Below are 23,305 nucleotides of genomic sequence, written 5' to 3'. Positions count from 1 at the left end.
GGGACTGCTGGCGCGGACGCAGCTCCGTCCGGTGCCGAGGCGGCGTCCGCCGGCAAGCCAATCGCCGCCGAAGCCGCAGGGGCCGCAGGGGCCGCTGCCAGCACCGGCGCGGCGGCCGGTGGTGCGGCCGTGTTTTGTGCACGCGCAGCGCATGGGGCGAGGGCGAGCGACAAGGTCAGTGCCAGACAAACGATCGACAAGCGCATCGAGAAGACCTTCGTTTTCATCGTTACTTTTTGGCCGGGCCGGAGGCCATGGGCATGTCCAGCATGGCATCGATCAGGCCGCGTGCGAAACGACCCTGGCCCGGGTCCTCGGGGCCCGAGAATGAAAAGGCAGCCGGCGCCGAGGCCAGGGGCATGGCGCCGATTTCAAACAGCAGCTCTTCCGGCTTGAAACCATTCAAGATGGCCTGCACCTCGTAGCCCAGGCCCTTGGTTTCGGCCAGCTTACTCAGTGCGTCCAGCCGCTCGGCATCGAAAGCGAAGGCATTCGCGGTGAAGCTGCGTTCGATCAACTTCTGGTGCAAACGAAAGCCGGCCAGCGGGTTGCCGCCGAGCTGGGCCGCGCGTTCGAAGGCCCAGCTGTCGGCGCGGTCGAACACGGTGGCTCCGACGCGGGCTACGCCCGACAGTGAACCGCGGTTGGCAGCAGCCGCCTGCAGGGCGTTGACCACCTGCTGACGGGTCAGCTTTTCGGCCGCGTCGGTGATGCCCTCGCGGATGCGCTGGATGGCCAGGCTCTTGCCTTGTTCGATCAGCTGCTGCTTGAGCACTTCGGTCACCACGCTCTGGGCCGCGCTCTTGGCCGCAGTGACAGCCGCTTCCGCCGCCAGCGCCGCACCCTTGAGGCCGGTGGCCAGGGTGACGAGGTTGTAGAGCGTGCCGACGATCTTGCTGCCGTAGTGAAAGGTCTTCATGCGGGCGCCGCCTTCTTCCGACAGGCCCTGGGTCCAGAGCACCACCCAGAGGGCTTCGTCATCACTGAGCCCGACCTGGGGCACTTCCAGCGAGTGCATGCTGAGCAGCCAGTGGTAGTCCTGCACCTCGGGCGTGCTCGGCGGGGCCAAGCGGGTGTAGCCACGGCAGACCTCGAAGGGCGTGATGACATGCTGTTTGCCGGTGGACAGCACGATGGAAAAGGGGCGGCCGCGGTCGCGGATCTCGGCCAGGCCATTGAGCATCTGCTCGGTGTCTTCGGTCTTCAGCCCGGCCAGTACAGACACCTTGTCGCCGAGCTGCAGCGGCGAGCCTGGCGCCGTGGCCACCACGGTCAGGCGCTCGTCCACCTGCAGGGCACGTACCCAAGCGACCCGGTCGGTCTCGGACCAGCCGCTGCTGGTGGCCAGGGCAAAGGGCAGCTCCCACTGTTTGTCGCACTCGGGGTCCTTGAGCGCCGCGCTGCGTGCAATCGCCGGGCGGATCGCCTGTTCTCCCATGCCGTAGCTGCGGATGTGGCCGAGCAGGGTTTCGTTGACGGCGCGGCCGTCGTCGACTGTGTACTTGGGTCCGGCACAGGCCGCCAACAGCAGACAGATGAGCAAAGACAGCAGATTTCTCATCATCGAACCCAGGTCAAGTGGTAACAAAAGTTTGCAGTGTAGGGGGCCCACGTGGCTGCGGAATCCTGCGCAAACTGCGGGCCGACCCTTGTTCTTCGATGATGGGCCTCGCCTGGCCTGTGCACTCTGTCGAATAGGTGCTGCCCAGGTAGTTTTACCGCCCCGGGCAAGCCCTGGGGTGGCCCTGGAGCGGGCCTGCCTACACTGGCTCGCATGCGAACCCTGAGAACAGAAGATGGCGTCCCGCTGCACTGGCGGCAATGGAGCAAGCTGGGCCTGGAGCCGGCGCGTGGCACCGTGCTCTTGGTGCATGGCCTGGGCGAGCATGTCGGCCGCTACGAGACCCTGGCCGGCAAACTGAACGGCTGGGGTTGGCATGTCGCCGGCTATGACCAGCGCGGCCATGGCGCCTCCGGCGGCCCGCGCGGAGATGTGCCCGATGCCGAGCGCCTGCTGCAAGACCTGGCCCTGGTCATCGACGAACTGCGGGCCGACCCTCAGCTTGGCCGCGGCCCGCTGTTGTTGCTGGGGCACAGCATGGGTGGCCTGGTGGCCGCGCGCTTTGTTGCCGGCGGCTTGGCGGCCAGCAGCGGCGGTCAGTTGCCGGCCTGGTTTCGGCCGGTTGATGCCCTGGTTCTGTCCTCGCCGGCTCTGGATCCGGGTCTGTCGGCCTGGCAGCGCCTGCAGCTGGGCTTGGGCGTGGCCTTGGCGCCGCATTTGGCGGTCGGCAATGGCTTGAAGACGGCCTGGATCTCGCGCCAGCGCTCGGTCGTGCAAGCCTATGTCGATGACCCCATGGTGCACGACCGTCTGACGCCGACCCTGGCACGCATGATTGTCGATGCCGGTGAAATGGTGCGTCAGCATGCCGCCGACTGGGTGGTGCCGACCTTGCTGATGTGGGCCGGTAGCGACCGCTGCGTCGCGCCCGCCGGCAGCGCCGAGTTTGCAGCCGAGGCGCCGCCGGCGGTGCTGCGCGCGCAGTGCTTCGGCCCGCTCTTCCATGAGATCTTCAATGAGCCCGAGCGCGAGCAAGTGTTTGCCGCGCTGCAAAGCTGGCTGGTGGCCCGCTTTTAGTCCAGGTGCCGCGCCCATAGAAAAAGCCCCGTCCTGTTGCCAGGCGGGGCTTTTTGATAGGGCCTGCTCACACTGCGGATACCAGCTGCGTGGCCTCACAAATCACCGTGCACTAGGCGCAAAACGAAGCCGGGGTCACGCCCCGGCGAGGCGTTGCAACAACGTGCACGGTGATTTGTGTGGCAACCCTCTCGCACAGGCATCCGCAGTGTGAACAGGCCCTTGGCGCCACGAGCTTGCGTTCGTGGCGCCTTGCGCGGGTCGTCTTACTTGTTGCAGGTGTTCGCGGCCGGCACGTTCTTGGACACGGCGGCCATGTCGCGGATGTCGACCACACCGTCACCGTTGACATCGGCGCGTGGGTCAAAGCCCGGCTGGCCGGCGCGCTTGCCCAGGGAGGCGCGCACGATAGACAGGTCGGCGCAGCTGATGCTGCCGTCGCCGTTGACGTCGCCATAGAGCTTGATGCTGAAGTCGGCATTCGACACGTCGAAGAAGACGTTGTCGACCGCTTCCACCTTGATGCGGGCCTTGTCTGCGGCCAGCACCGGCAGGGTCACCGAGGCGCTGCCGTTGTTGGGCACGCTGGCGGCCAGGACGTGGGCGAAGCTGTTGCCGCCATCGGTGGACAGGCTGATCTTCACCTGGCTGGTGTTGACCGGTGCTGTATTGGTGTTGGCGACATTCCAGGTCACGGTGTAGGCCGTGCCGCTGTTCAGCACCAGGGCGCTGTTGGGCCAGGTCACCAGGAAGGGGCCGGCGTTCGGGGCCAGCACCAGCTGCGTGTTGGCGCTGTTGACACCGCCGCGGCCATCACGTGCCGTCAGGCGGAAGTTCAACGAGGCCGGGCTGGCGTTGGTACCCGCGAAGCCAACATACGCTGCAGTCGGCAGGTACTCCGAGTAGCAGTCGATCTGTTCGGCCGTGGCGGTGCCGGACACGGTCGGGCAAGCGCCGGTCTCGGCATTGGTGTTGTTGGCCAGGATCTGCGCCAGGTCCGGGAACACGCGGGTCGGGTTGTTCGACACGATGTTCTCGCCTGGCGAGTTGTACTTGACCGTGTCGGCTTCGCTGACCACGGCGCGCAGGCCGAATTGTCGGAACAGCGGACCGTTGGTCTTGCCATTGGTCAGCAGGCCGGTGCCGGTGGCGGCGCCGCGGTCGTTTTGCTCCCACATATAGGTCAGGGTGTCGCCTTCGGCATCGATGGCGCTGCCGGTCAGGGCGAAGGGCGTGCGCACCGGGATGGTGTAGCCGGTGGGGGCGGTCACGGTCGGCGCGGTGTTGCCGGTGGCGCTGAAGGTGCTGCCGCGGCGGGTGGTCGAGCCGCCCGCGGCGATTTCGCCGATATAACCCTCGACACCGGCGGACGCGTTGACCAGTTGCAGCTTGTCAAGGTTGGTGCCGGCCATGGTGCCGCCGAAGGTCAGGGTGAAGGCGGTGTCGGTCAGAGCGCTGACGGTGACGGTGCCGCCCGCGGTCCAGCTGGGCAGGGCTTCCAGCGCGGCCTTGATGCCGGCCGTGGTGAAATTCGTGCCACGCACGATCGGTGCCGAGTCGCTGCCGGCGTAGCTCAGCTGGAACTGCTGGCCGTTGGTGTTGAACCGTTTGAGCACGCCCATCTGCACTTCGTTGATCAAGGTTTCTGCGCCTGTGGTGTAGGCCATGATTTCATCGAAGCTGCGCTGCGACCAGTAAGCGTCGCTGTGCGGCTGCAGATCGTCGGTGCTGCAGATGCCGGCGTAGGCCATGATGGACGAGCCCGAGCCCGGCTCCACCGAGGTGCCTGGGTTGCGGTTGCCGCCGGTGCAGCTGCCGCTCACGCCGTTGAAGGTGTGGTTGCCGGCGAACTGGTGGCCCATTTCGTGGGCCACATAGTCCACGGCGAACAGGTCGCCCACGGGTGTGGGCAGGCCCGTGCAACCCTGGGCCTTGGCGCTGCCGCCGACCACGCCGAGGCTGGCGATGCCACCACCACCGGCGCCGACGCCGATGTGGCCGATGTCAAAGTTGCTGGCACCCACGAGCAGACCGATGACCTGGCGGGTGCGAGTCAAGGTGGTCCCACTGCAGCTGACGCTGGCGGTCGGGAAGCAGGCCGTGCCGCCGCACGGACCGTCAGCTTGGGAGAACTGTGCCGCAGTGTTCAGGTTCAGCGCGTCGTTGTTGGCGACCAGCACCAGACGGATCGCTGTCTCGTCTTCGTAAACTTGCGTGACGCGGTTGATCAGCGTGACCTTGGCCGCCGTCACATTGGCCGCGCCGTGGAAGTTGGCATAACCGGGGTCGGACAGCAAGGCCAGGCGGTAGGTGCGCAGCTGGGTGCCCGAGGCGGCCGTGGGGCTCTGCGAATCATCCACCACGTGGTAGGCGGCGCTGGCGGTGGTGTTTCCGTCGCTGGCGCTGACTTCGTAGGCGCCGAGGTTGCGCGAAGGATCGGCTTGCACCGAGGTGCTCACGGTGCCGTCCTGGTCGGCCACAGTGGTCACGGTCTGGCGGGCGCTGGTGTCGGTTTCGGGGTTGCGCACGGTGATGGTCACGGTGGCGCCCGGCACGAAGCCGAAGCCGCGCACTTCCACGGCATCGGCGGCGTGGTAGAAGCCGCGGGTCAGGTCGATGTGGGCTTCATTCAGCAGGGGCTCGCGCAGGCTGCTGTTCGGCTTGGGCAGATCACGGCTGTGGTAGCTGGCGTAGACGCTGTCGTCCTGGTGGAAGTAGGGGTCGATGTACCAGTTGCCCTTGGGTGTGCGCACCGAGGCGTGCAGGCCATGAGGTGTCATGTCCATGCGCACGGTGGCTTTGGGATCGTCGATGCCACGGCCGGCGTAGGTCTTGATCTCGGGGTGCTTGTCGGCCAGGGCCTGTTCCATCACCGGCGATTCGACCAGGGTGAAGCGCTGGAAGCCACCGTCGGGGTGGGGCAGGGAGATGGTCAGCGGGCTCAGTTGGCCGGCGGCGGTGCGCTCCAGCGGTGCGCCGGCCGCGAAGGCGGCCATGCCGTTGCGGTCCAGCGTGGTGGCGCGGAACTTGGTGGGCTGGACATAGGGCACGGCACCCTTGGCCGAAACCTTGGCCTTGCCGAGCTTGGCGTCTTGCCAGAAGGCGCCGGTGGGTTGGAGGGCGGCAGCGCTCAGGCCGCTGTCACGGGAAATCGGGGCGGCCAGGGCGGCAGGCGCGGCGATGGTGCCGGCCAGGGCCATGCTCAGGGCCAGGATGCTGCCGCTATGGCGGTGGAATTGGGAAGACGGAGGCAGTTTCATGTGGTGTCCTTTTTCGGGGCAAACTGGCTGGGTTCGTTGGGGGCGGTTGCTTGCAGCGGCGGGCCTCGAAGACTCAGTAACGCAAGATTTCCGAGGAGCGGCCATGCGACAGCCCGTGAACAAGTGCACGAAGATAGATGACAAGTTCTTGAGCTGTATAGAGGGTCAATCCTCATGACTGTGCGTTCACGCCGGCCGGGTATGCCCTGGCGTTGGGGCCTGCTGGCCTTGTGTTGCAGCCTGCTGGCGGAGGGGCCGGCCACGGGCAGCGAAGCCCCGCGCGACGGGGCTGTCCCCCCAATTCAGGTGATCACGCTGGAGCGTGACTGCAGCACTTGTGCGAATAGCAGCCGTTTGAGCCTGCATCGCAATGGCACAGCTCTGTTGACGCACACCGGCAAGGCCCGGCTGGGTGGTGTCGATCGCCACTCGCGTGCCGCATTGGCACGCGCCGACTTCGATGCCCTGGCCGCCCTGCTCGAACAGCAGGGCTTCTTCGCCCTGGCCGAGAGCTACGACGACCCCGAGACCCGCGATGGCGCCTGGGTGAACTGGCAGGTGGAGCGTGGTGCCGAAGTGAGACAGGTGTTCTGCCGCAGCGGCCGGGAGCCCGCGGCCCTGTTGCGCCTGGAGGCCGCCGTGCAGGCTTTGCAAGCGCGCCTGAACTTCAACCCTGAGCCTTGAACAAGGGGTGTGCGCACAGGGGCTGGGGAATCCCCCCGTATCGAAGCCCTCGCGCTGATGAAAGACTTCGGATCACGAAGAACGTCACGTTCTGTTCATCCCAATACAGTTCCGCCAGGGAGCGCTCGTGCTAGCGGACGCCCTGCCCAAGGGCACGAGCCGACCGAATCTGCCAGAACAGTGGGCCCCGGGCCCGAGGAGAAATTGATGCTGATGAAGAAGATGAATTTGAAGAAAAGCGCCGCTGCAGCCCTGGTGCTGAGCGCCCTGGCCTCGCAGGCCTGGGCTGATCCCAGCGTGTCCATCCTGGCCACGCCAGACCCGGCCGTGCAGGGCTCAACGGTCGGCATCGACATCCTGGTCTCTGGCATCAGCGACCTTTACGGCTACCAGTTCAGCCTGAACTTCAATCCGGCCATCCTGCAAGTGCTGGGCGTGACGGAAGGCAGCTTCCTGAGCACCGCCGGCAGCACCTTCGGCAGCACCGGCACCATCGACAACACCGCCGGCCAGATCAGCTACATCGCCAACAGCCTGCTGAGCGCCGTGCCCGGCGCTAACGGCGGCGGTGTGCTGGCACATATTGATTTCAATGTGACGGCCGTGGGCAGCAGCGCGCTGAACTTCTCGGACGCCGTGTTCCTGAACTCCAATCTGGGTGACATCACCGTGCAGCTGAACGGCCGCACCCTGGACACCGTGGCCGCCGTGCCGGAGCCCTCGACCTATCTGATGCTGGCCGCCGGCCTGGCCGGACTGGTGGCTTGGCGCCGTCGTCAGCCCGCCTGAGTTCGGTTCGCTCGCCCAGTCAATGCGCCTTCGGGCGCATTTCTTTTTTGGGGCGCAGGGCACGCCCGGCGGCAGCGGGCCGCACGGCCCTTGGCCTAAACTTGCAGGCTTCTCCGCCACAAGCAGCAGGAAACCACCATGAACGCTCGCGACCCCTCCTTGCCCCTGCAGCCCGATCAGGCCAGCGCCCTGGGCGAGTTCGCCTCGCGCGTCTGGGATGAAGAGATCGTCCCGGCGCTGACCCAGTACATCGCCATCCCGGCGAAGAGCCCGATGTTCGACGCCGACTGGGCCGCCAACGGGTACATCGAGAAGGTGCTGCGCGACGCCGCCAGCTGGGTGGAGAGCAAGAAGGTGGCCGGCCTCAAGCTGGAGGTGATCCGCCTGGAAGGCCGCACACCGGTGATCTTTTTCGAGGTGCCCGCCACCAAGGCCGATTGCCAGGACACCATCGTCCTTTACGGCCACCTGGACAAGCAGCCCGAGTTCAATGGCTGGCGCAACGACCTCGGCCCCTGGACCCCCAAGTACGAAGACGGCAAGCTCTATGGCCGCGGCGGCGCCGATGACGGCTACGCCGTCTACGCCTCGCTGACCGCCATCATGGCGCTGGACAAGCAGGGCATCCCGCGCCCGCGCTGCGTCGGCATCATCGAGACCTGCGAAGAGTCGGGCTCCTACGACCTGCCGGCTTACATCGACGTGCTCAAGGAGCGCCTGGGCAATGTCTCCCTGGTCGTTTGCCTGGACTCCGGCGCCGGCGACTACAACCAGCTCTGGCTGACCACCTCGCTGCGCGGCATGGTCAGCGGCGTGCTCAAGGTCGAGGTGCTCAGCGAGGGCATCCACTCGGGCGATGCCTCGGGCGTGGTGCCTTCGAGCTTCCGCATCCTGCGTCAGGTGCTGGATCGCCTGGAAGACTCCAAGACAGGCCGTCTGCTACCCGAGAGCTTCCACTGCGACATCCCGACCGACCGCGTCGAGCAGGCGCAGGCCACGGCTGCCATCCTCAAGGATGAGGTCTACAAGCGCATGCCCTGGGCCTGCGGGGCCGACGGCGGCCCGGTGCTGCCGATGACGGCCGAGCCGGTCGAGGTGCTGCTCAACCGCACCTGGCGCCCGACCCTGTCGGTGACCGGCGTCGACGGCTTCCCCGAGATGAAGAGCGCCGGCAATGTGCTGCGCCCCTACACCGCCTTCAAGCTCTCTTTGCGCCTGCCGCCGCTGATCGACGGCAATGAAGCGGCGCTGCGTCTCAAAGCTCTGCTGGAAGACAGCGCACCCTACAACGCCAAGGTCACCTTTGTGCCCGATGGCCGCGCCGGCGCCTATGGCGCCACCGGCTGGAACACGCCTGACCTGACACCCTGGCTCAGCCGCGCCCTCAACGAGGCCAGCGAAAGCCATTTTGGCGCGCCGGTTGGCTACATCGGCCAGGGCGGCACCATTCCCCTGATGAGCATGTTGCAGAAAGGCTTTCCGGCTGCCCAGATGGTGGTCTGCGGCGTGCTCGGCCCCAAGAGCAATGCCCATGGCCCGAACGAGTTCCTGCATGTGCCCTATGGCAAACGCCTGACGGCCGCGGTGGCGCAGGTGATGGCGGCGCATCCGTGAGTGGAGAGTGAATCGTGATGGGTGATTGGTGAATCGTGAGCTGGCGGTGTTGACACCATCACGACTCACGACTCACGACTCACGACTCACCGCAACGTAAACCCCGTATCCACCATGCCGCCCTGCAAGTCCTGCAGCAAATGGGTCAGCGGTGACAGCTGCACATAGCGGGTGCTGACCTTGATGGCATAGGCGAACAGGCGCGGCAGGTCCTCGGCATAGCGCGGTTTGCCGTCACGGTGCTTGAGGCGGCAGAACAGGCCCAGGATTTTCAGGTGGCGCTGCAGGCCGCTCCACTCGACCTGGCGCCAGAACTCACCGAAATCCTCGTCCACCGGCAGGCCCGCCTTGCGCGCCTGCTCCCAATAGCGAACCGCCCAGTCCAGCTCCTGCTCTTCGTCCCAGGAAATGAAGGCGTCACGCAGCAGCGAAGCCAGGTCGTAGGCGATGGGCCCGCACACCGCGTCCTGGAAGTCCAGAATGCCGACCTCGCCCTCAGGGCAGACCATGAGATTGCGCACCATGAAATCTCGGTGCATGGCGACTTGTGGCTGCTCGACCATATTGCGCACCAGCACCTGGCAGCTGTGCTCCCACCACTTTTGCTGGGTCTCGTCCCAGCTCTTGCCGAACTCGCGCTGCACGCACCAGTCGACGAAGATCTGCAGCTCTCGGCGCACAAAGGCCTCGTCATAGATCGGCAATTGGCTGGCATCGATCTGGCTCTGCCACCGAAGCAGGGCTTGTAGGGCCGCACGCATCAGCGGTTCCGCTTTTTTGGGGTCGTTTTGCTGTGCTGCCAGCAGCGCCTGGAGGTACGGCTCATTTCCCAGGTCGGCCAGGAGCAGGAAGCCCTGCTCGGCATCGGCCGCGAACACCTGTGGCACATGAAGGCCGCAGCCGGCCATCAAAGCACCCACTTTCAGGAAGGGGCGCACATCGTTCGATTCGGGCGGTGCGTCCATGACGATATAGCTGCGGCCGCTGCCATCGGCAACGCGCAGATAGCGGCGCGAACTGGCGTCGGCATTGGCTTCGCGCAGGGTTTCGGCGAGCAGGCCGAAGCTCGGCTGCAGGCTGTGCAGCCAGGTCTGAAAGGCGTGTTGACGCTGCGGATTCGGCCAGGCGATGGAGGTCATGGAGGGCAGCGTCAAGCGCTTCTTGGGTGTGGGGGATCGGAGCGGGCCGGGGCTCTAGGACAGGGTTTGCCGGCTCGTGGCCGCGCGGAGCGGGCGAGAGTCGCGCCCGCGCTTGGCGCAGCCTCATGGATAATGGATTTTACAAACCGCGAGCCCTGGCTCGGTGCCGAGCTTGCAAGCCGCCGCGCCGCGCCGGCCGCAGCACCCAATCCTGCCTCACCTAACGACGCCTGCCGACGCTGTGCCGCGCCCCTTGACCCTGAACCCTGCCCTCCTGGCGCTTGTCCGCTGCTGGCCCTGTTGCGTGTGGCTCTGTTGTGCCACGCCGGGTCTTGCGCAGACCCTGCCGGCCGGCTCGCTGCCGTCGGCGCCTTCTGCCGCTGTCTCGGCCGCAGCCGCGGCGCCGGTTCCGCCTGTGGGCACGCGCTTGCGCCCGACCATGGTGCTGAGCAAGCGCGTCGCGGGCAGCGAGCTGGGCGCGGAGGAGTCGAACAAGCCGGCCCTGGTGCTGAGCGCCCGCAGTGTGGTGACGCGCATCGACCAGGAGTCGCTGGCGGAGGGTGATGCCGAATTGCGCTATGGCGAGCTGCTGCTGCGCGCCCAGCGCTTGGGCTACCAGCAGGTCGATGACCTCGCCCGCGCCACCGGCGGGGTCGAGATCAGTCGTGCCGGCAGCGTCTTTCGCGGTCCGGAGCTGAACCTCTACGTCAACCGGTTCGAAGGTGAGTTCCTCAGCCCCAGCTATTTCTTTTCGCAGACCGGCGGCAGCGGCAAGGCCACGCGCCTGCGCTTCATCGACGCCAAACACATGGTGGCCGAGGGCGGCACCTACAGCAGCTGCCCGGTCGACGAGAAGCAGCCGCAACCGGCCTGGGAAATCAGCGCACAAAGCCTGAGCATGGATTTCGACGCCAACGAGGGCGTGGCCACGGGCGCAGTCCTGCGTTTCTATGGCGTGCCCATCTTGCCGGCGCCCACCTTGAGCTTTCCGCTGGCGGGGCAGCGCAAGTCAGGCTGGTTGCCGCCCAATATTCGGCTGGACAAGCGCAGCGGCGTCGAGTTCGGCCTGCCTTACTACTGGAATCTGGCGCCCCAGCGCGATGCGACGCTGACGCCCTTCCTGATGACGCGCCGCGGCCCCGGCCTGGACAGCGAGTTCCGCTATCTGGAGCCTCAGCATGCCGGTGAGCTGAACCTGGCCTTGCTGCCCTCGGATCGCGTCGCACGGCGCACGCGCTGGGCCCTGAACGTGTTGCAGGACGGCGAACTGGGCATGGACTGGCGCTACCACGTGCGCGCCGAGCGGGTGTCGGACGATGACTACTGGAAGGACTTGCCCGAGCGGGTCAAGAGCCAGGCGCAACGCCTCTTGATGGCCGATCTGCAGCTGGATCGTCGACGTGAATGGGCCTGGGGCGAGGGCCATGCCTATGTTCGCCTGCAGCGCTGGCAGACCTTGCAGGGCCAGGATGCGCTGGCCCGATTTGACTCTCCTTACCAGCGCTCGCCGCAGATTGGCCTGCGTTTGAATACCTCGGCCGACGATTCGGTCTTGGACGGCTTCCGGCCCTGGGGCCGCAAGGCCCGCCTGGAAGGATCGATTGAGCTGGAGTACAACCGCTTCGATCTGCCCGAGTCGGCACCGGCCAGTCAGCTGCGGGCCGGAGGGCAGCGTACCCATATGCTGGCGCATCTGAGCGCCCCCTTGGGCGGGGCAGCCTGGTGGCTGATTCCGCGCTTCGAGGTCAACGCGGCCCATTACGTGCTCGACCAGGCCGGCGCGGACGGCCTGCGTTCCAAAGGGCGGACGGTGCCGACCTTCAGCCTTGACCATGGCTGGATCTTCGAGCGCGACACCCGCCTGTTCGGCCGCGCCCTGACCCAGACCCTGGAGCCGCGCCTGCTCTACGTCAACACGCCCTATCGCGCCCAGGAGAACCTGCCACGCTTCGATTCGGCGGCCAAGGACTTCAATTTCGACTCGATCTACACGGCCAACCAGTTTTCGGGCATCGACCGCGTGTCGGATGCCCACCAGTTGACCGCCGGCGCCACCAGCCGCTGGGTCAACGCCAATGATGGCGACGAGGTGCTGCGCCTGGGTCTGGTGCAGCGATTCCAGTTCCGCGATCAGCGCATCACCGCAGACAACGTGCCGGTCAAGCAGCGTTTCTCTGACCTGCTCCTGCTGGGCGCCGCGCATCTGGACACCCGTTGGTGGCTGGACGGCGCCCTGCAGTTCAACTCCGACAGCGGCCGCTCCGAGCGCGCTGTGCTGCGCGCCCGCTACTCGCCGGGCACCTTCCAGACCGTCAGCGTGGCCTACCGCCTGGCGCGCCAGCAGAGCGAACAGGTGGAGTTGGCCTGGCAATGGCCACTGTTCGGCAAGAGTGCGCGCGGCGGCGGTGGCAGCAGTTGCTCGGGCGCCTGGTACAGCGCCGGCCGGGTGCAGTACAGCCTGCGCGACCGACGCCTGACCGACTCGGTGCTGGGCTTTGAATATGACGCCGGCTGCTGGGTTTTGCGGGTCGGCGCCGAGCGTTTGTCCACCGGACGCGCCGAAACGAACACGCGCTTGATGCTGCAAATGGAGTTGGTGGGTTTGTCCCAGCTGGGCTCCAATGCGCTCAAGGTCTTGAGGGACAATATCCCTGGTTACCGACAGCTGAGCTCCGAGCGCTCGGCAAGCCTTGAAGCCCCCTATGACTGATATGTCGATTCGTACCCTCTCTCTTGCGCTGGCCTTGCTGTCGACGAGCGGTCTTGCCCTGGCGCAGACGCGCGCTGCGGACCTCAAGCCCGGTGACTACATTGCCGTGGTGGTGAACCAGGATGTGGTGGCGGCCAGTGAGGTCATCCAGCGCAAGGCCCGTCTGCGCGAAGAGGCGCGCCAGCGAGGGGACCGCATGCCCGACCTGGAGGCGCTGCACAAGCAGGCGCTTGAGGCCATGATCGAAGATCGCGTGCTGGTCACCTTCGCTCGTGAAACCGGCGCCAAGGTTGACGAGGCCGAACTGGACCGGGTGGTGGCCAATGTGGCAGCTCAAAACAAGCTGACCATGCCGCAGCTGCTGGAACGGCTGAAGACCGACGGCCTGGACTTCCGCACCTTCCGGGAAGGGTTGCGCGACCAGATGATGACCGAGCGCGCGCGTGAGCGCGAAGTGCCGGCGCGCATCCGCATCACCGATGGTGACATCGACACTTATTTGGACAATCGTCGCGAGCAACTGACCAATTCAGGTCAACTCAATCTGGCCCAGATTCTGGTGTCGGTGCCCGAGGGCGCTTCGGAGGCCATCGTGGCCGAGCGCCTGGCGCGCGCCGAGGCTGCCGCTGCCCGCATCAAGGCTGGCGAAGACTTCGCCAAGGTGGCCAAGGAAGTGTCCGAAGACGGCAACAAGCAGCTCGGTGGTGAGATCGGTCTGCGTCCGGCTGACCGCCTGCCCGATGTCTTTGTGCAGCAGGTCAAGGGTCTGAAGACGGGCCAGGTGGCTGACAGTCTGTTGCGCAGTGGTGCCGGCTTCCATCTGCTCAAGGTGGTGGAGCGCCAAGGCGCGGAATCGCTGAGCTCGGTCGTGCAGACCCGTGTGCGCCATGTGCTGTTGCGCCCCTCGGCCCAGCTGACCCCCGAGGTGGCTGCGCGCCGCCTTGCGGAGTTCAAGCGCGCCATCGAGTCGGGCCGTGCCACCTTTGAACAGGTCGCGAAAGACAACTCTGAAGATGGCAGTGCTGCCGAAGGCGGCGATCTCGGCTGGATGGCGCCCGGCGTGCTGGTGCCCGAGTTTGAGCAGGCCATGAATGCTTTGCCCCTGGGTGGCTTGTCCGAGCCGGTGCAGTCCCGTTTCGGCCTGCATCTGATTCAGGTCCAGGAGCGCCGCACGGTCGAGATCGAGCCCAAGCAGTTGCGCGAGCAGGCCAAGGCGGCCTTGCGTGAGAGCAAGTACGAAGAGGCTTACCAGGAATGGATCAAGGAATTGCGGGCGCGCGCCTACGTTGAAGTCCGCGAGTGGCTGGACTGAGCCGCGAACACAATGGCTCAACACATTGCCCGCAAGCGCTTCGGTCAACATTTCCTGACCGATGTCCACATCATCGAGTCCATTTGCGACGCGATAGCCCCTCAATCCGGCGAAGCATTGGTCGAGATCGGCCCCGGTTTGGGCGCCATGACACTGCCCTTGCTCAACCGCATCCCGGCCTTCAGCGTGATCGAGTTGGACCGTGATCTGGCCGGACGCCTGCGCCAGCGCCCCGGTCTCGAGGTGATCGAGTCTGATGTGCTCAAGGTTGACTTTGCCGCTCTGGCTGCGGCCAAGGGCCAGAAGCTGCGTGTCGTCGGCAATCTGCCCTACAACATTTCTACGCCCATCCTCTTTCATCTGTTGGGTGCGGTGGACCATGTGGTCGACCAGCACTTTATGCTGCAAAAAGAGGTCGTGGACCGCATGGCAGCCTCGCCCTGCTGCAAGGACTATGGCCGCCTGACCGTCATGCTGCAGTGGCGCTATGCGATCGAATCGGTGTTTGATGTACCGCCTGAGGCTTTCGATCCGCCGCCGCGGGTGATGTCGGCGATCGTGCGCATGCAGCCCTATGCGCAGCCGCCAGCCGTTGATTCAGCCTTGATGGGCGAAATGGTGGCTGCGGCGTTTTCGCAGCGCCGCAAGCTGCTGCGGCACAGCCTTGGCGTTTGGTTGACCGCACGTGGTTTTAGCGGCCATTTCGACTTGCAGCGCCGGGCAGAAGAAGTACCGGTGCAGGAGTTTGTCGATCTGGCCCTAGCGGTAAGCGCTGCCTCGCCCAAGGGCTGAGCGAGCGGCCATGGCCGCCATGTCTTGGCTGGGTCCGGCCGCTGCCGCGGCCCTGTTGATGCTGGGCCTGGCGCTGTGGCGACAGCGCCCTCAACCTGCTGGCGTGCCGGCACTCTGGCTGGGTTTGTTGGCTGGAGCAGCTTTCTTTCTGCATCAAGCTGGCCTGGCTTGGCTGTATCCCCTGGCCCTGTTGGGCCCCCTGGCTTTCAACCGAGCGCTGCTGGCTGCCTTCGATGATTGCGGCCGTCCGCGGGGCGTCGATCTGCTGCTGGCCCTGGCGAGTTTGCTGCTCGGCAGCCTGTGGCCGCGGGCCTTTGACCTGCTGGCGCTGATGATTTTTGCCGAGGCGCCGTTGCGCGTGGCCCTGGGACTTGGGGATGATTTGGTCGCCCGGCGCCGCATCGGGCGAGCCTGGTTTTTGGGGCTGGGCACGCTACTGGCGCTGATGACCGCTCTGGCCGCGCTGCTGGGTCAAGGCGGCTGGGCGGCACCGACGGCGGCCGGCGTTACTCTGCTGTTGTGCTTGGCCATGGCCGGGCGCCCCTGGCCGGTGGACGAGCCATTCGCGCCGCAGCTCAGGCCCCAGGAGGCGCCGACGTCAGCATCGGAGCCCGGCGATCGCTTGAGTGAGGCAGAGCTGCTGCAATTGGCGCGGCTGCGGCAGCAGGTTCGAGATGAGCAGGGGTTCCGGGATCCACAACTGAGCCTGTCTCGATTGGCTCGTCGGCTCGACCTGCCCGAGCACCGCGTGCGCCGCCTGGTCCACCTCGGCGAGGGCCAGGGGCATTTCAGCGCCTAGTTGAACAGACTGCGGGTGGATGCCATCAGGGCCGAGTTGGCCGACCCTGCGCAAGATACTGAAACGGTGCTGAGTCTGGCCTTGGCGGCGGGCTACAACTCGCTTTCGGCTTTCAATCGGGCCTTCAAGGCCGCCGAGGGCTGCTCGCCCAGCGCCTTCCGGGCGGCTTGCCAGGCCAGGCTCAGTGCCAGCACACCAAACAGCGCAGACACTGTCAGCGAGACATAGGCTGCTGCCGCTGTCGGCAGCAACTGGGCGCTGGCCACGCTGGCGAAGGCACCAGTCATGCTGCTCAGGCGCCAGGCATGCTCGGCTGGGTTCAGAAATCGCCGCCAAGCTAGCGGAAAGCTCATGCGCAGCAAATCGTAGCTGCCGATGATCAAGGCCGCGCCCGCTGTGCCGTAGACACGGGCCGGCTCCCATTGCATGCGCTGGCTGCCATTCAGGGTCAACAAGCTGGCTGCCGACAGCAGCAGAAGGCTTGCCGGCAGCCAGTCGGCGATCCGGCGGCCGTTGTTCGCCAATCTTAGGCAGCGAACGCCACTGTAGATTTGGTAGCCGACCAGCAGGCTGATCGTCAGCAGATCGGGCCTGGGGCGATACAGCAGCGTGCCCAGTACTGCGACCAGGACCGTGAGCGTGGCCAGGCGCAGGACGCGCCGCCCGCGGCGTGCATGCGCAGCGTCGCCCTTGTGGCGGAGCAGCAGTTGCTGCAGGCTCATGGCCGCGGTCAGTAGGCCGCCGCCGATATGAAGGGCCAGGCTGCTGGCGTGGACGGTGGGCTCAAGCATGGGATCTCCTTTGGGATGAGCCTCATGCTGGACTGCCTCTTCGGCGGCGGCTGCGCGATATCAGAAATCCGTCAGCCCTGCGGCAGTGCTCCGGGCATGAAAAAAGCGACCCGGAGGTCGCTTTTGTTTTCTCTCTTGGTCTCGAAAACCGGCTCAAGCGGCGCTCAGCCACATGGCGGTATCGAAGGCGCTGCTCATCATCGGCATATTCGTTCCGAAGTTGGCATTGGCTGCCGCCTTGGAATTCTTCGCTGCCGGCTTGGCTGCAACGCTGGTGGTCTCTTCAGCAGCCCGCTCCCATGACCCGTTTTCTTGGGAGCGGGCTACTGAAAAGAATAGAAGCACCTGAACTGGACTTTTCGGTCGCCCCAGTAGTCAGCGGCTTCCCGGAAGACATCGAGCAGTTGCTCGCGCGCTTCGCGGTCAAACTTGCTGTTGTCGGGCAGCTGTTCCAGCACCACGACAAAGCCGGGTTGAGCACCGGACTTGTGAACCAGATCGGTCATGCAGTCATGCAGGGCGTCCAGGTTCTTGCCGAAGTGGGCGGGGAACAGGAAGGCCTGGGCGATGGCTTCCAGCACATCCTGCTTGGACTGTGCCTCGCTCAGATTGGCGTACAGAAAATGCTGGCCAGCATCCTGTGCGGCGTGCATCAAGTCCTCTACGCGGTAGGCCCTTATGGCCTGCACGATATTGGGACGGACGGTCTGCAAAAGCATGGTCGCGATCCTCCTATATAGTCACAGAACTTTTTATCGCCGCCGACTCGCTGCAGGGCTTCAAGGCTGGACGCGCTTGAAACTGCTGTAGTGGTCGTCGGTGTAGTAGCAAACATCAGGGCGAGTCGGGGGCAAACCGCCACAGACCAAACGCCTGGCGCCGCGATTGCGGGCTCCGGGCGTGCGGACGGTGTACTCGTGGTAGTAGCCTCGGGCCTGGCGCGGCAAGATGCGCTCGCGATTGCCAAACACGGTGCCGTCTTTGCCGTAGGGGAAAGGGCCCCCGGCGAGGATCAGACGATGCGTGGTTTGGGCTTCGCGCGGCAAGGCCGTCAAGGCCACAGAATCCAGTGACGGATTCGGCGAGGTTACCGATTCTTTGGCCTGCACTTGCGCGCCGATCGACGCCGCAGCGAGCAAAATCGCTGCAAGGCCTGACTTGCGCCAAGTGGGCCACCGAGGCGGCCAAGAGAGCAAAGACACGGGTTTACCCTGTTCCTGAAAGCATGATGGTACCGAAACCGCTCGAAAACCTCAAGCGGCCACCCCTCGGATCAGTGCGTGAAATTGATTTGTGAGTGTGCGCACACAGTCTCAAAACTCCGCGTAAATACTCCGTTTCATCATCCTGAAATCTTCGGGTGAGTTCTTACAAACTTTTGTAAATAGTCGCTGTGGCGGGCGCATACCGAGCCGATTTTCGCGCTCTGGCGGCCCGCCTTGGCCTTCGGCCGAGGCGAACTACCGGGTGTGTACCAGCCTTTGGCAGGCTGGTTTCAGCGTGCCGCGTTGGCGTCCGCCACGGTCAACGCCGTCATGTTGACGATGCGCCGCACGGTCGCCGAGGGTGTCAGCACATGGACCGGTTTGGCTGCGCCCAGCAAGACCGGGCCGATGGCGATGCCGCCGCCAGCCGCCGTCTTGAGCAGGTTGTAGCTGATGTTGGCGGCGTCGATATTGGGCAGCACCAGCAGATTGGCTTCGCCGGTCAGCGTGCAGCGCGGCATGGCCACCGCACGGCTGGCGGGATCCAGCGCCACATCACCGTGCATTTCGCCATCCACCTCCAACCAGGGCGCTTGCTCGCGCAACAGGGCCAGGGTCTGGCGCATCTTCAGCGCGCTGGGGTGATCGCTGGTGCCGAAGTTGGAATGCGAAAGCAAGGCCACCTTGGGTTGGATGCCGAATCGCACCATTTCCTCGGCGGCCATCACGGTGATCTCGGCCAGTTGCTCGGCCGTGGGGTCGTAGTTGACGTGGGTGTCGACCAGAAACACCTGGCGACCCGGCAGCATCAGGCCGTTCATGCAGGCATAGACGGGCACGTCCTGCGGGGTGCGCGGGCAGCCGCCTTCGTGCTTACCGATCACTTGATCGATGTAGTGCAGGTGGTTGGCTGTGGTGCCCCAAGTGCCGCAGAGCATGCCGTCAACCTCGCCTTTGTGCAGCAGCATGGCGCCGATCAGGGTCAGGCGGCGGCGCATTTCGATCTTGGCCACCTGAACCGTCACGCCTTTGCGCTCGGTCATCTGGTGGTAGGTCTGCCAGAAGTCGCGGTAGCGGTGGTCGTTTTCGACATTGACGACGTCGTAGTCACGGCCCTCTTGCAGGCGCAGGCCGAAGCGCTCGCAACGTTCGGCAATCACGGCCGGGCGCCCGATCAGGGTGGGGCGGGCCAGGCCCTCGTCCACCACCACTTGCACGGCGCGCAAGATGCGTTCTTCTTCGCCCTCGGCATAGGCCACGCGTTTGTTCGTCGCCCGCTTGGCCACATTGAAGATGGGCTTCATGGTCGTGCCCGAGGCGTAGACAAAGCTCTGCAGCTTCTCTCGGTAGGCGTCCATGTCGGTGATGGGGCGCGAGGCCACACCCGACTCTTGCGCCGCCAGCGCCACGGCCGGCGCGATCTTCATCATCAGGCGCGGGTCGAAGGGCTTGGGGATCAGGTACTCGGGGCCAAAACTCAGGTTGGCGCCTGCATAGGCAGCGGCCACCACCTCGCTCTGCTCGGCCTGGGCCAGTTCGGCAATCGCGCGCACTGCGGCGATTTCCATCTCGTCATTGATGGTGACGGCGCCGCAGTCCAGGGCGCCGCGGAAGATGTAGGGGAAGCACAGGACGTTGTTGACCTGATTCGGGTAGTCGGTGCGGCCGGTGGCCATGATGGCGTCGTCGCGCACCGCCTTTACTTCCTCGGGCAGGATCTCCGGCGTCGGGTTGGCCAAGGCAAAGATCATGGGCCGCGCGGCCATCTTGGCGACCATGGCGGGCTTGAGCACACCGCCTGCCGACAGGCCTAGGAAGATGTCCGCGCCTTCGATGGCCTCGCTGAGGCTGCGGGCCTCGGTCTTCTGTGCGAAACCGGCCTTGTCCGGGTCCATCAGCTCGGTGCGGCCTTCATAGACCAGGCCGGCCAGGTCGGTCACCCAGATGTTTTCCTTGGGCAGGCCCAGCTTGACCAAGAGGCCCAAGCAGGCCAGGGCCGCCGCGCCGGCGCCCGAGGTCACCAGCTTGACCTGCTTGATGTCCTTGCCCAGCACCTTGAGACCGTTCAGGAAAGCGGCGCCCACCACGATGGCCGTGCCGTGCTGGTCGTCGTGGAAGACGGGGATCTTCATGCGCTCGCGCAGCTTGCGTTCGACGTAGAAGCAATCGGGCGCCTTGATGTCTTCCAGGTTGATGCCGCCGAAGGTGGGCTCCAATGCGGCGATCACGTCGACCAGCTTGTCCAGGTCGTTCTCCTGGATTTCCAGGTCGAAGACGTCGATGCCGGCGAACTTCTTGAACAGCACGCCCTTGCCTTCCATCACCGGCTTGGAGGCCAACGGGCCGATATTGCCCAGGCCCAGCACGGCCGTGCCGTTGGTGACCACGGCGACCAGATTGCCTCGCGAGGTGTAGCGGAAAGCGTTGGCCGGGTCGGCGACGATTTCTTCGCAGGCAAAAGCCACACCGGGCGAGTAAGCCAGGGCCAAGTCGCGCTGATTGACCAACTGCTTGGTCGCGGCGATGGCGATCTTGCCCGGCGTCGGGAACTCGTGATATTCCAGCGCCGCTTGGCGCAGCTGCGCAGTTTTCTGTTCGGAATTGGGCATGGTGCTGTCTCTCTTGGGAATTCGCGAGGAGTCCGCCGGGGCTGGCCACATGCTGCGGCCAAAGGGACGGCGATTGTAGGAGCGGGATCTGCATCGAGTGTGGCGTGAAAACTTGCCCCTGCGATACGCGAAACTGCGCATCTTCCGGCCCCTCCCTCAGCCCGATACTCCGCTCAGGCCTGAAGGACAGCTGCATTTGAATTTCGCCCCGTTCCCGACTCCGCGTGTCGAACCTGCCCGCCCCTGGAATTGGCGGCGGGCCTTGCTATGGGGTGCACTGCTGGGCCTGCTGGTGGTGGCGCAGTCGCTGCTGGTCGCGCTGACGCTCAGCTATGAGGACGCACGTGCTCAAGAGCAGGTGGACCAGGTGGCCACCGAGGTGGCAGCGCGCGTCAGGCAGTTGGCGGGACAGGACCTGCAAGGCCTTCAGGGCTTGCTCTGGCAGGATCGGACGCGACCACGCCGCATGGGCGACGAAGCCGAGCTGCTGCGCCGCTTGCGCGCCGTCATGCGTATCGAGTTCCGCGACGCCCATCTGCAGGTGCTGGACGTGGCCGAGTCACCTTATGTGTCGCCCTTGTTCAAGCAGCTGCCGCGCGGCCAGATGCAGGTGGAGACGGAGCTGGCCTGTGCCGCCGCTCAGCGCCAAGGCACCCAGCTCTATTCGCACAGCTACTTCATCCCCTTGCCCGGCGGCGAGGGCCTGGAAGTGGTGGACCTGTGTCTGCCGCTGCTGAACGCCAAGGCGGTGGACTCGTATCTGGTCGCCACGCTGAGCCTGCGCCACCTGCTGGAGGAGGCCGTCACGCAGGACCTGATCCGTGGCCACGAGCTCAGCTTTGTGGAGGGCGATGGCACCCGCTTGGCGCGGACCGGTCTGTCGCGCGGCGCCGGTGTCTACCTGGCCGAGCGCCTGGTTGACTTGCCGGGCCTCACCCTGCAGCTCAAGGTCGATGCCTCCACCGGCCGCCCCAAGCTGATTCCCAACCTGGCCACCGCCCTGGTGCTGGGTCTGTCGCTGAGCTTGTTCGCCTTGGTGATCCTGCTGGCGCGCGATGGCCGGCGCCGCGCGCTGGCCGAATCGGCATTGGCCGAATCGCTGGCCTTCCGCCATGCCATGGAGAACTCGCTGATCACCGGACTGCGCGCCCGCACCATGGCCGGCAGCATCAGCTACGTCAACCCGGCCTTCTGCGCCATGGTCGGCTTCAAGGCCGAGGAACTGCTGGGTCACGGCGCTCGGCCCGACCGGCCCGATGACACGCCGCCCTACTGGCCGCCCGAGTTCGTCGAGGAATACCGTCGCCGGCACGCCGACCGCAGCGCCCGTTGGGCCGCCGACAACCGCCCCGGCGGCCAGGACCCGCGCCAGGGCTTCGAGACCGTCTTCATGCGCCGCAATGGCGAGCGCTTTCCGGTGCTGATTTTCGAAGCGCCCCTGCTTGATGCGCAGGGCCAGCAGACCGGCTGGATGAGCGCCGTGCTTGATGTCTCCGACCAGCGCCGCATGGAAGAGCTCTCGCGCCAGCAGCAGGAGCGTCTGCAGGCCACGGCCCGCCTGGCCACCATGGGTGAAATGGCGTCCCTGCTCAGCCATGAGCTGAACCAGCCGCTGGCGGCCATCGCCAGCTATGCCACCGCCTCGGTCAATCTGCTCGCCAATGAGCCGGACGACCCGCAGACACCCGACCTGGTGCGCCAGGCCGCGCTGCGTATCGCCGAGCAGGCCGAGCGGGCCGGGCGGGTGATCAAGAGCGTGCATGGCTTTGTGCGCCGGCGCGAGCAATCGCGCGAAACGATCGCCGTGGACCAGCTCTTCGAGGCCGTGCTGCCCCTGGTGCGCCTGCAGGCGCGCAAAAGCGGCACCCGCATCGCCCTGGAGCTGCCCGAGCCCAGCCCGCGTGTGCGCTGTGACCGCACCATGGTCGAGCAGGTGCTGCTGAACCTGACGCGCAATGCCATCCAGGCCATGGAAGAGCACACAGCCGCGCCGCAGCGCCTGCTGACCCTGCGCGCCGCCGTGGTCGACAGCCGCTGGGTCAGCATCTCGGTGCTGGACTGCGGGCCCGGCATTCCGCCCGAGGTCGGTCGCCAGCTCTACACCCCCTTCTTCACCACGCGGGCCGAGGGCATGGGCTTGGGCCTGAGCTTGTGCCGCACCGTGGTGGAGCAACATGGCGGTGCCATGGACTATTTCAAACGCGAAGCAGCCCCTGGTGGCACCGAGTTCCGTTTCACCTTGCCGGCCGCCAGTGCCGGCCCGGAGTCCTGAGATGAACAACAGCCGAAAACTGCCCGTGGTCTACCTGGTCGATGACGAAGACGTGGTGCGCGACGCCTTGGGCTGGCTGCTGCGCTCGCGGCGGTTGCTGTCCGAGGGCTTTGCCAGCGCCGAGGCCTTCGAAGCCATGCTGGACGCGCGGCCCGAGCAGGCGCGCGACTGGCCCGACGCACCGTCCTGCCTGCTGCTCGATGTGCGCATGCCCGGCATGAGTGGCCTGGCTTTGTTCGAGCGCCTGCTGCAGCGCGGCCTGTGCGGCGGCCTGGATCAGGGGGTGGTGCAGCCGCCGCTGCTGCCGGTGATCTTCCTGACCGGCCATGGCGATGTGCCCACCGCCGTGGCCGCCGTGAAACGCGGGGCATTCGACTTTGTGGAGAAGCCGTTTTCCGACAACGGCCTGGTCGACCGCATCGAACAAGCACTGGCCCTGAGCGGCCAGGCGATCGAGGCGCGCCAGCAGCGCGGCCAGATGGCCCAGCGCGTGGCCGAGCTCACCGAGCGCGAGCGCGAGGTCATGCAGCTGGTCATCCAGGCCCTGCCCAACAAGCTGATCGCCGACCAGCTGCACATCAGCGTGCGCACGGTCGAGGTGCACCGGGCGCGGGTGTTCGAGAAGATGAACGTCAAGTCGGCGGTCGAACTCAGCAATCTGCTGCGCAAGAGCGAGGCCGGCTGAGTCTTT

At 65.8% G+C, this 23,305-nt stretch carries 18 protein-coding genes; 12 read left to right on the top strand and 6 right to left on the bottom strand.

Features of this window, described 5'->3' with window-relative positions; all coding sequences use genetic code 11:
- Window positions 1–229: 229 nt before the first annotated feature.
- Complete coding sequence (locus LNV23_RS02120; protein WP_263561430.1) at window positions 230–1,564, bottom strand: hypothetical protein; 1,335 nt, start codon at window positions 1,562–1,564, stop codon at window positions 230–232.
- A 210-nt stretch (window positions 1,565–1,774) separates the two neighbouring features.
- Between LNV23_RS02120 and LNV23_RS02115 the strand changes: the two genes are divergently transcribed.
- On the top strand, window positions 1,775–2,638 hold the full coding sequence (locus LNV23_RS02115) for an alpha/beta hydrolase (protein WP_263561429.1): 864 nt from the start codon (window positions 1,775–1,777) through the stop codon (window positions 2,636–2,638).
- A gap of 266 nt (window positions 2,639–2,904) precedes the next feature.
- Here LNV23_RS02115 and LNV23_RS02110 read toward each other — a convergent pair whose 3' ends face one another.
- Window positions 2,905–5,898 carry a reprolysin-like metallopeptidase gene (locus LNV23_RS02110; RefSeq protein WP_263561428.1) on the bottom strand — a complete coding sequence of 998 codons (2,994 nt, stop codon included), beginning with the start codon at window positions 5,896–5,898 and terminating at the stop codon, window positions 2,905–2,907.
- Window positions 5,899–6,072: 174 nt separating this feature from the next.
- Between LNV23_RS02110 and LNV23_RS02105 the strand changes: the two genes are divergently transcribed.
- The 3 genes from LNV23_RS02105 (at window position 6,073) to LNV23_RS02095 (ending at window position 8,985) form a co-directional block, all read left to right on the top strand.
- Window positions 6,073–6,582 carry a hypothetical protein gene (locus LNV23_RS02105; protein ID WP_263561427.1) on the top strand — a complete coding sequence of 170 codons (510 nt, stop codon included), beginning with the start codon at window positions 6,073–6,075 and terminating at the stop codon, window positions 6,580–6,582.
- A gap of 207 nt (window positions 6,583–6,789) precedes the next feature.
- Window positions 6,790–7,371 carry a cohesin domain-containing protein gene (locus LNV23_RS02100; protein ID WP_263561426.1) on the top strand — a complete coding sequence of 194 codons (582 nt, stop codon included), beginning with the start codon at window positions 6,790–6,792 and terminating at the stop codon, window positions 7,369–7,371.
- A 138-nt stretch (window positions 7,372–7,509) separates the two neighbouring features.
- Window positions 7,510–8,985: a M20 family metallopeptidase gene (locus LNV23_RS02095; RefSeq protein ID WP_263561425.1), complete on the top strand. Its 1,476-nt coding sequence runs from the start codon at window positions 7,510–7,512 to the stop codon at window positions 8,983–8,985.
- Window positions 8,986–9,071: 86 nt separating this feature from the next.
- Here LNV23_RS02095 and LNV23_RS02090 read toward each other — a convergent pair whose 3' ends face one another.
- Window positions 9,072–10,133: an aminoglycoside phosphotransferase family protein gene (locus tag LNV23_RS02090; RefSeq protein WP_411910535.1), complete on the bottom strand. Its 1,062-nt coding sequence runs from the start codon at window positions 10,131–10,133 to the stop codon at window positions 9,072–9,074.
- Between the two features lie 295 nt (window positions 10,134–10,428).
- On the opposite strand from LNV23_RS02090, the gene LNV23_RS02085 reads away from it, so the two are divergent.
- The 6 genes from LNV23_RS02085 to LNV23_RS02060 all read left to right on the top strand — a co-directional run bounded on the left by LNV23_RS02085 (window position 10,429) and on the right by LNV23_RS02060 (window position 16,877).
- Window positions 10,429–12,834: an LPS-assembly protein LptD gene (locus tag LNV23_RS02085; RefSeq protein WP_263561423.1), complete on the top strand. Its 2,406-nt coding sequence runs from the start codon at window positions 10,429–10,431 to the stop codon at window positions 12,832–12,834.
- A gap of 1 nt (window position 12,835) precedes the next feature.
- Entirely contained in the window at window positions 12,836–14,146 is a 1,311-nt protein-coding gene (locus tag LNV23_RS02080; RefSeq protein WP_263561422.1) for a peptidylprolyl isomerase, read from the top strand.
- Window positions 14,147–14,158: 12 nt separating this feature from the next.
- Window positions 14,159–14,938: a 16S rRNA (adenine(1518)-N(6)/adenine(1519)-N(6))-dimethyltransferase RsmA gene (rsmA, locus tag LNV23_RS02075; protein ID WP_263561421.1), complete on the top strand. Its 780-nt coding sequence runs from the start codon at window positions 14,159–14,161 to the stop codon at window positions 14,936–14,938.
- 10 nt (window positions 14,939–14,948) lie between these two features.
- Complete coding sequence (locus LNV23_RS02070) at window positions 14,949–15,737, top strand: hypothetical protein (protein WP_263561420.1); 789 nt, start codon at window positions 14,949–14,951, stop codon at window positions 15,735–15,737.
- A gap of 15 nt (window positions 15,738–15,752) precedes the next feature.
- Window positions 15,753–15,965 (top strand): helix-turn-helix domain-containing protein, encoded by a 213-nt coding sequence (locus LNV23_RS24035; RefSeq protein WP_411910534.1) that lies wholly within the window; start codon window positions 15,753–15,755, stop codon window positions 15,963–15,965.
- A 735-nt stretch (window positions 15,966–16,700) separates the two neighbouring features.
- Window positions 16,701–16,877: a hypothetical protein gene (locus LNV23_RS02060; protein WP_263561418.1), complete on the top strand. Its 177-nt coding sequence runs from the start codon at window positions 16,701–16,703 to the stop codon at window positions 16,875–16,877.
- On the opposite strand, the gene LNV23_RS02055 is transcribed toward LNV23_RS02060, so the two are convergent.
- The 3 genes from LNV23_RS02055 to LNV23_RS02045 form a co-directional block, all read right to left on the bottom strand.
- Entirely contained in the window at window positions 16,852–17,247 is a 396-nt protein-coding gene (locus LNV23_RS02055; RefSeq protein ID WP_102768452.1) for a barstar family protein, read from the bottom strand. The genes LNV23_RS02060 and LNV23_RS02055 overlap by 26 nt on opposite strands.
- A gap of 60 nt (window positions 17,248–17,307) precedes the next feature.
- Complete coding sequence (locus tag LNV23_RS02050) at window positions 17,308–17,637, bottom strand: guanyl-specific ribonuclease (RefSeq protein ID WP_411910524.1); 330 nt, start codon at window positions 17,635–17,637, stop codon at window positions 17,308–17,310.
- A 386-nt stretch (window positions 17,638–18,023) separates the two neighbouring features.
- Window positions 18,024–20,342, bottom strand: a complete 2,319-nt coding sequence (locus tag LNV23_RS02045; RefSeq protein ID WP_263561417.1) for an NADP-dependent malic enzyme — start codon at window positions 20,340–20,342, stop codon at window positions 18,024–18,026.
- Between the two features lie 196 nt (window positions 20,343–20,538).
- Between LNV23_RS02045 and LNV23_RS02040 the strand changes: the two genes are divergently transcribed.
- Window positions 20,539–22,614 (top strand): sensor histidine kinase, encoded by a 2,076-nt coding sequence (locus tag LNV23_RS02040; protein WP_263561416.1) that lies wholly within the window; start codon window positions 20,539–20,541, stop codon window positions 22,612–22,614.
- Between the two features lies 1 nt (window position 22,615).
- Window positions 22,616–23,299 carry a response regulator transcription factor gene (locus LNV23_RS02035; protein ID WP_263561415.1) on the top strand — a complete coding sequence of 228 codons (684 nt, stop codon included), beginning with the start codon at window positions 22,616–22,618 and terminating at the stop codon, window positions 23,297–23,299.
- Window positions 23,300–23,305 lie beyond the last annotated feature (6 nt).

This window comes from Kinneretia sp. DJ1R-11, from assembly GCF_025717595.1.
Lineage (GTDB): Bacteria > Pseudomonadota > Gammaproteobacteria > Burkholderiales > Burkholderiaceae_C > Paucibacter_A.
Note: the sequence above shows the minus strand (reverse complement) of the source record. Positions and strands in the feature narration are given on the sequence as shown.

Excerpts from the sequence above, each read along its gene's own strand:
- LNV23_RS02105 (WP_263561427.1), top strand. The coding sequence starts at position 6,073 with ATGACTGTGCGTTCACGCCGGCCGGGTATGCCCTGGCGTTGGGGCCTG.
- LNV23_RS02095 (WP_263561425.1), top strand. The coding sequence starts at position 7,510 with ATGAACGCTCGCGACCCCTCCTTGCCCCTGCAGCCCGATCAGGCCAGC.
- LNV23_RS02115 (WP_263561429.1), top strand. The coding sequence starts at position 1,775 with ATGCGAACCCTGAGAACAGAAGATGGCGTCCCGCTGCACTGGCGGCAA.
- LNV23_RS02120 (WP_263561430.1), bottom strand. The coding sequence starts at position 1,564 with ATGATGAGAAATCTGCTGTCTTTGCTCATCTGTCTGCTGTTGGCGGCC.
- LNV23_RS02110 (WP_263561428.1), bottom strand. The coding sequence starts at position 5,898 with ATGAAACTGCCTCCGTCTTCCCAATTCCACCGCCATAGCGGCAGCATC.
- LNV23_RS02060 (WP_263561418.1), top strand. The coding sequence starts at position 16,701 with ATGGCGGTATCGAAGGCGCTGCTCATCATCGGCATATTCGTTCCGAAG.
- LNV23_RS02080 (WP_263561422.1), top strand. The coding sequence starts at position 12,836 with ATGTCGATTCGTACCCTCTCTCTTGCGCTGGCCTTGCTGTCGACGAGC.
- rsmA (WP_263561421.1), top strand. The coding sequence starts at position 14,159 with ATGGCTCAACACATTGCCCGCAAGCGCTTCGGTCAACATTTCCTGACC.
- LNV23_RS02070 (WP_263561420.1), top strand. The coding sequence starts at position 14,949 with ATGGCCGCCATGTCTTGGCTGGGTCCGGCCGCTGCCGCGGCCCTGTTG.
- LNV23_RS02055 (WP_102768452.1), bottom strand. The coding sequence starts at position 17,247 with ATGCTTTTGCAGACCGTCCGTCCCAATATCGTGCAGGCCATAAGGGCC.
- LNV23_RS02045 (WP_263561417.1), bottom strand. The coding sequence starts at position 20,342 with ATGCCCAATTCCGAACAGAAAACTGCGCAGCTGCGCCAAGCGGCGCTG.
- LNV23_RS02100 (WP_263561426.1), top strand. The coding sequence starts at position 6,790 with ATGCTGATGAAGAAGATGAATTTGAAGAAAAGCGCCGCTGCAGCCCTG.
- LNV23_RS02035 (WP_263561415.1), top strand. The coding sequence starts at position 22,616 with ATGAACAACAGCCGAAAACTGCCCGTGGTCTACCTGGTCGATGACGAA.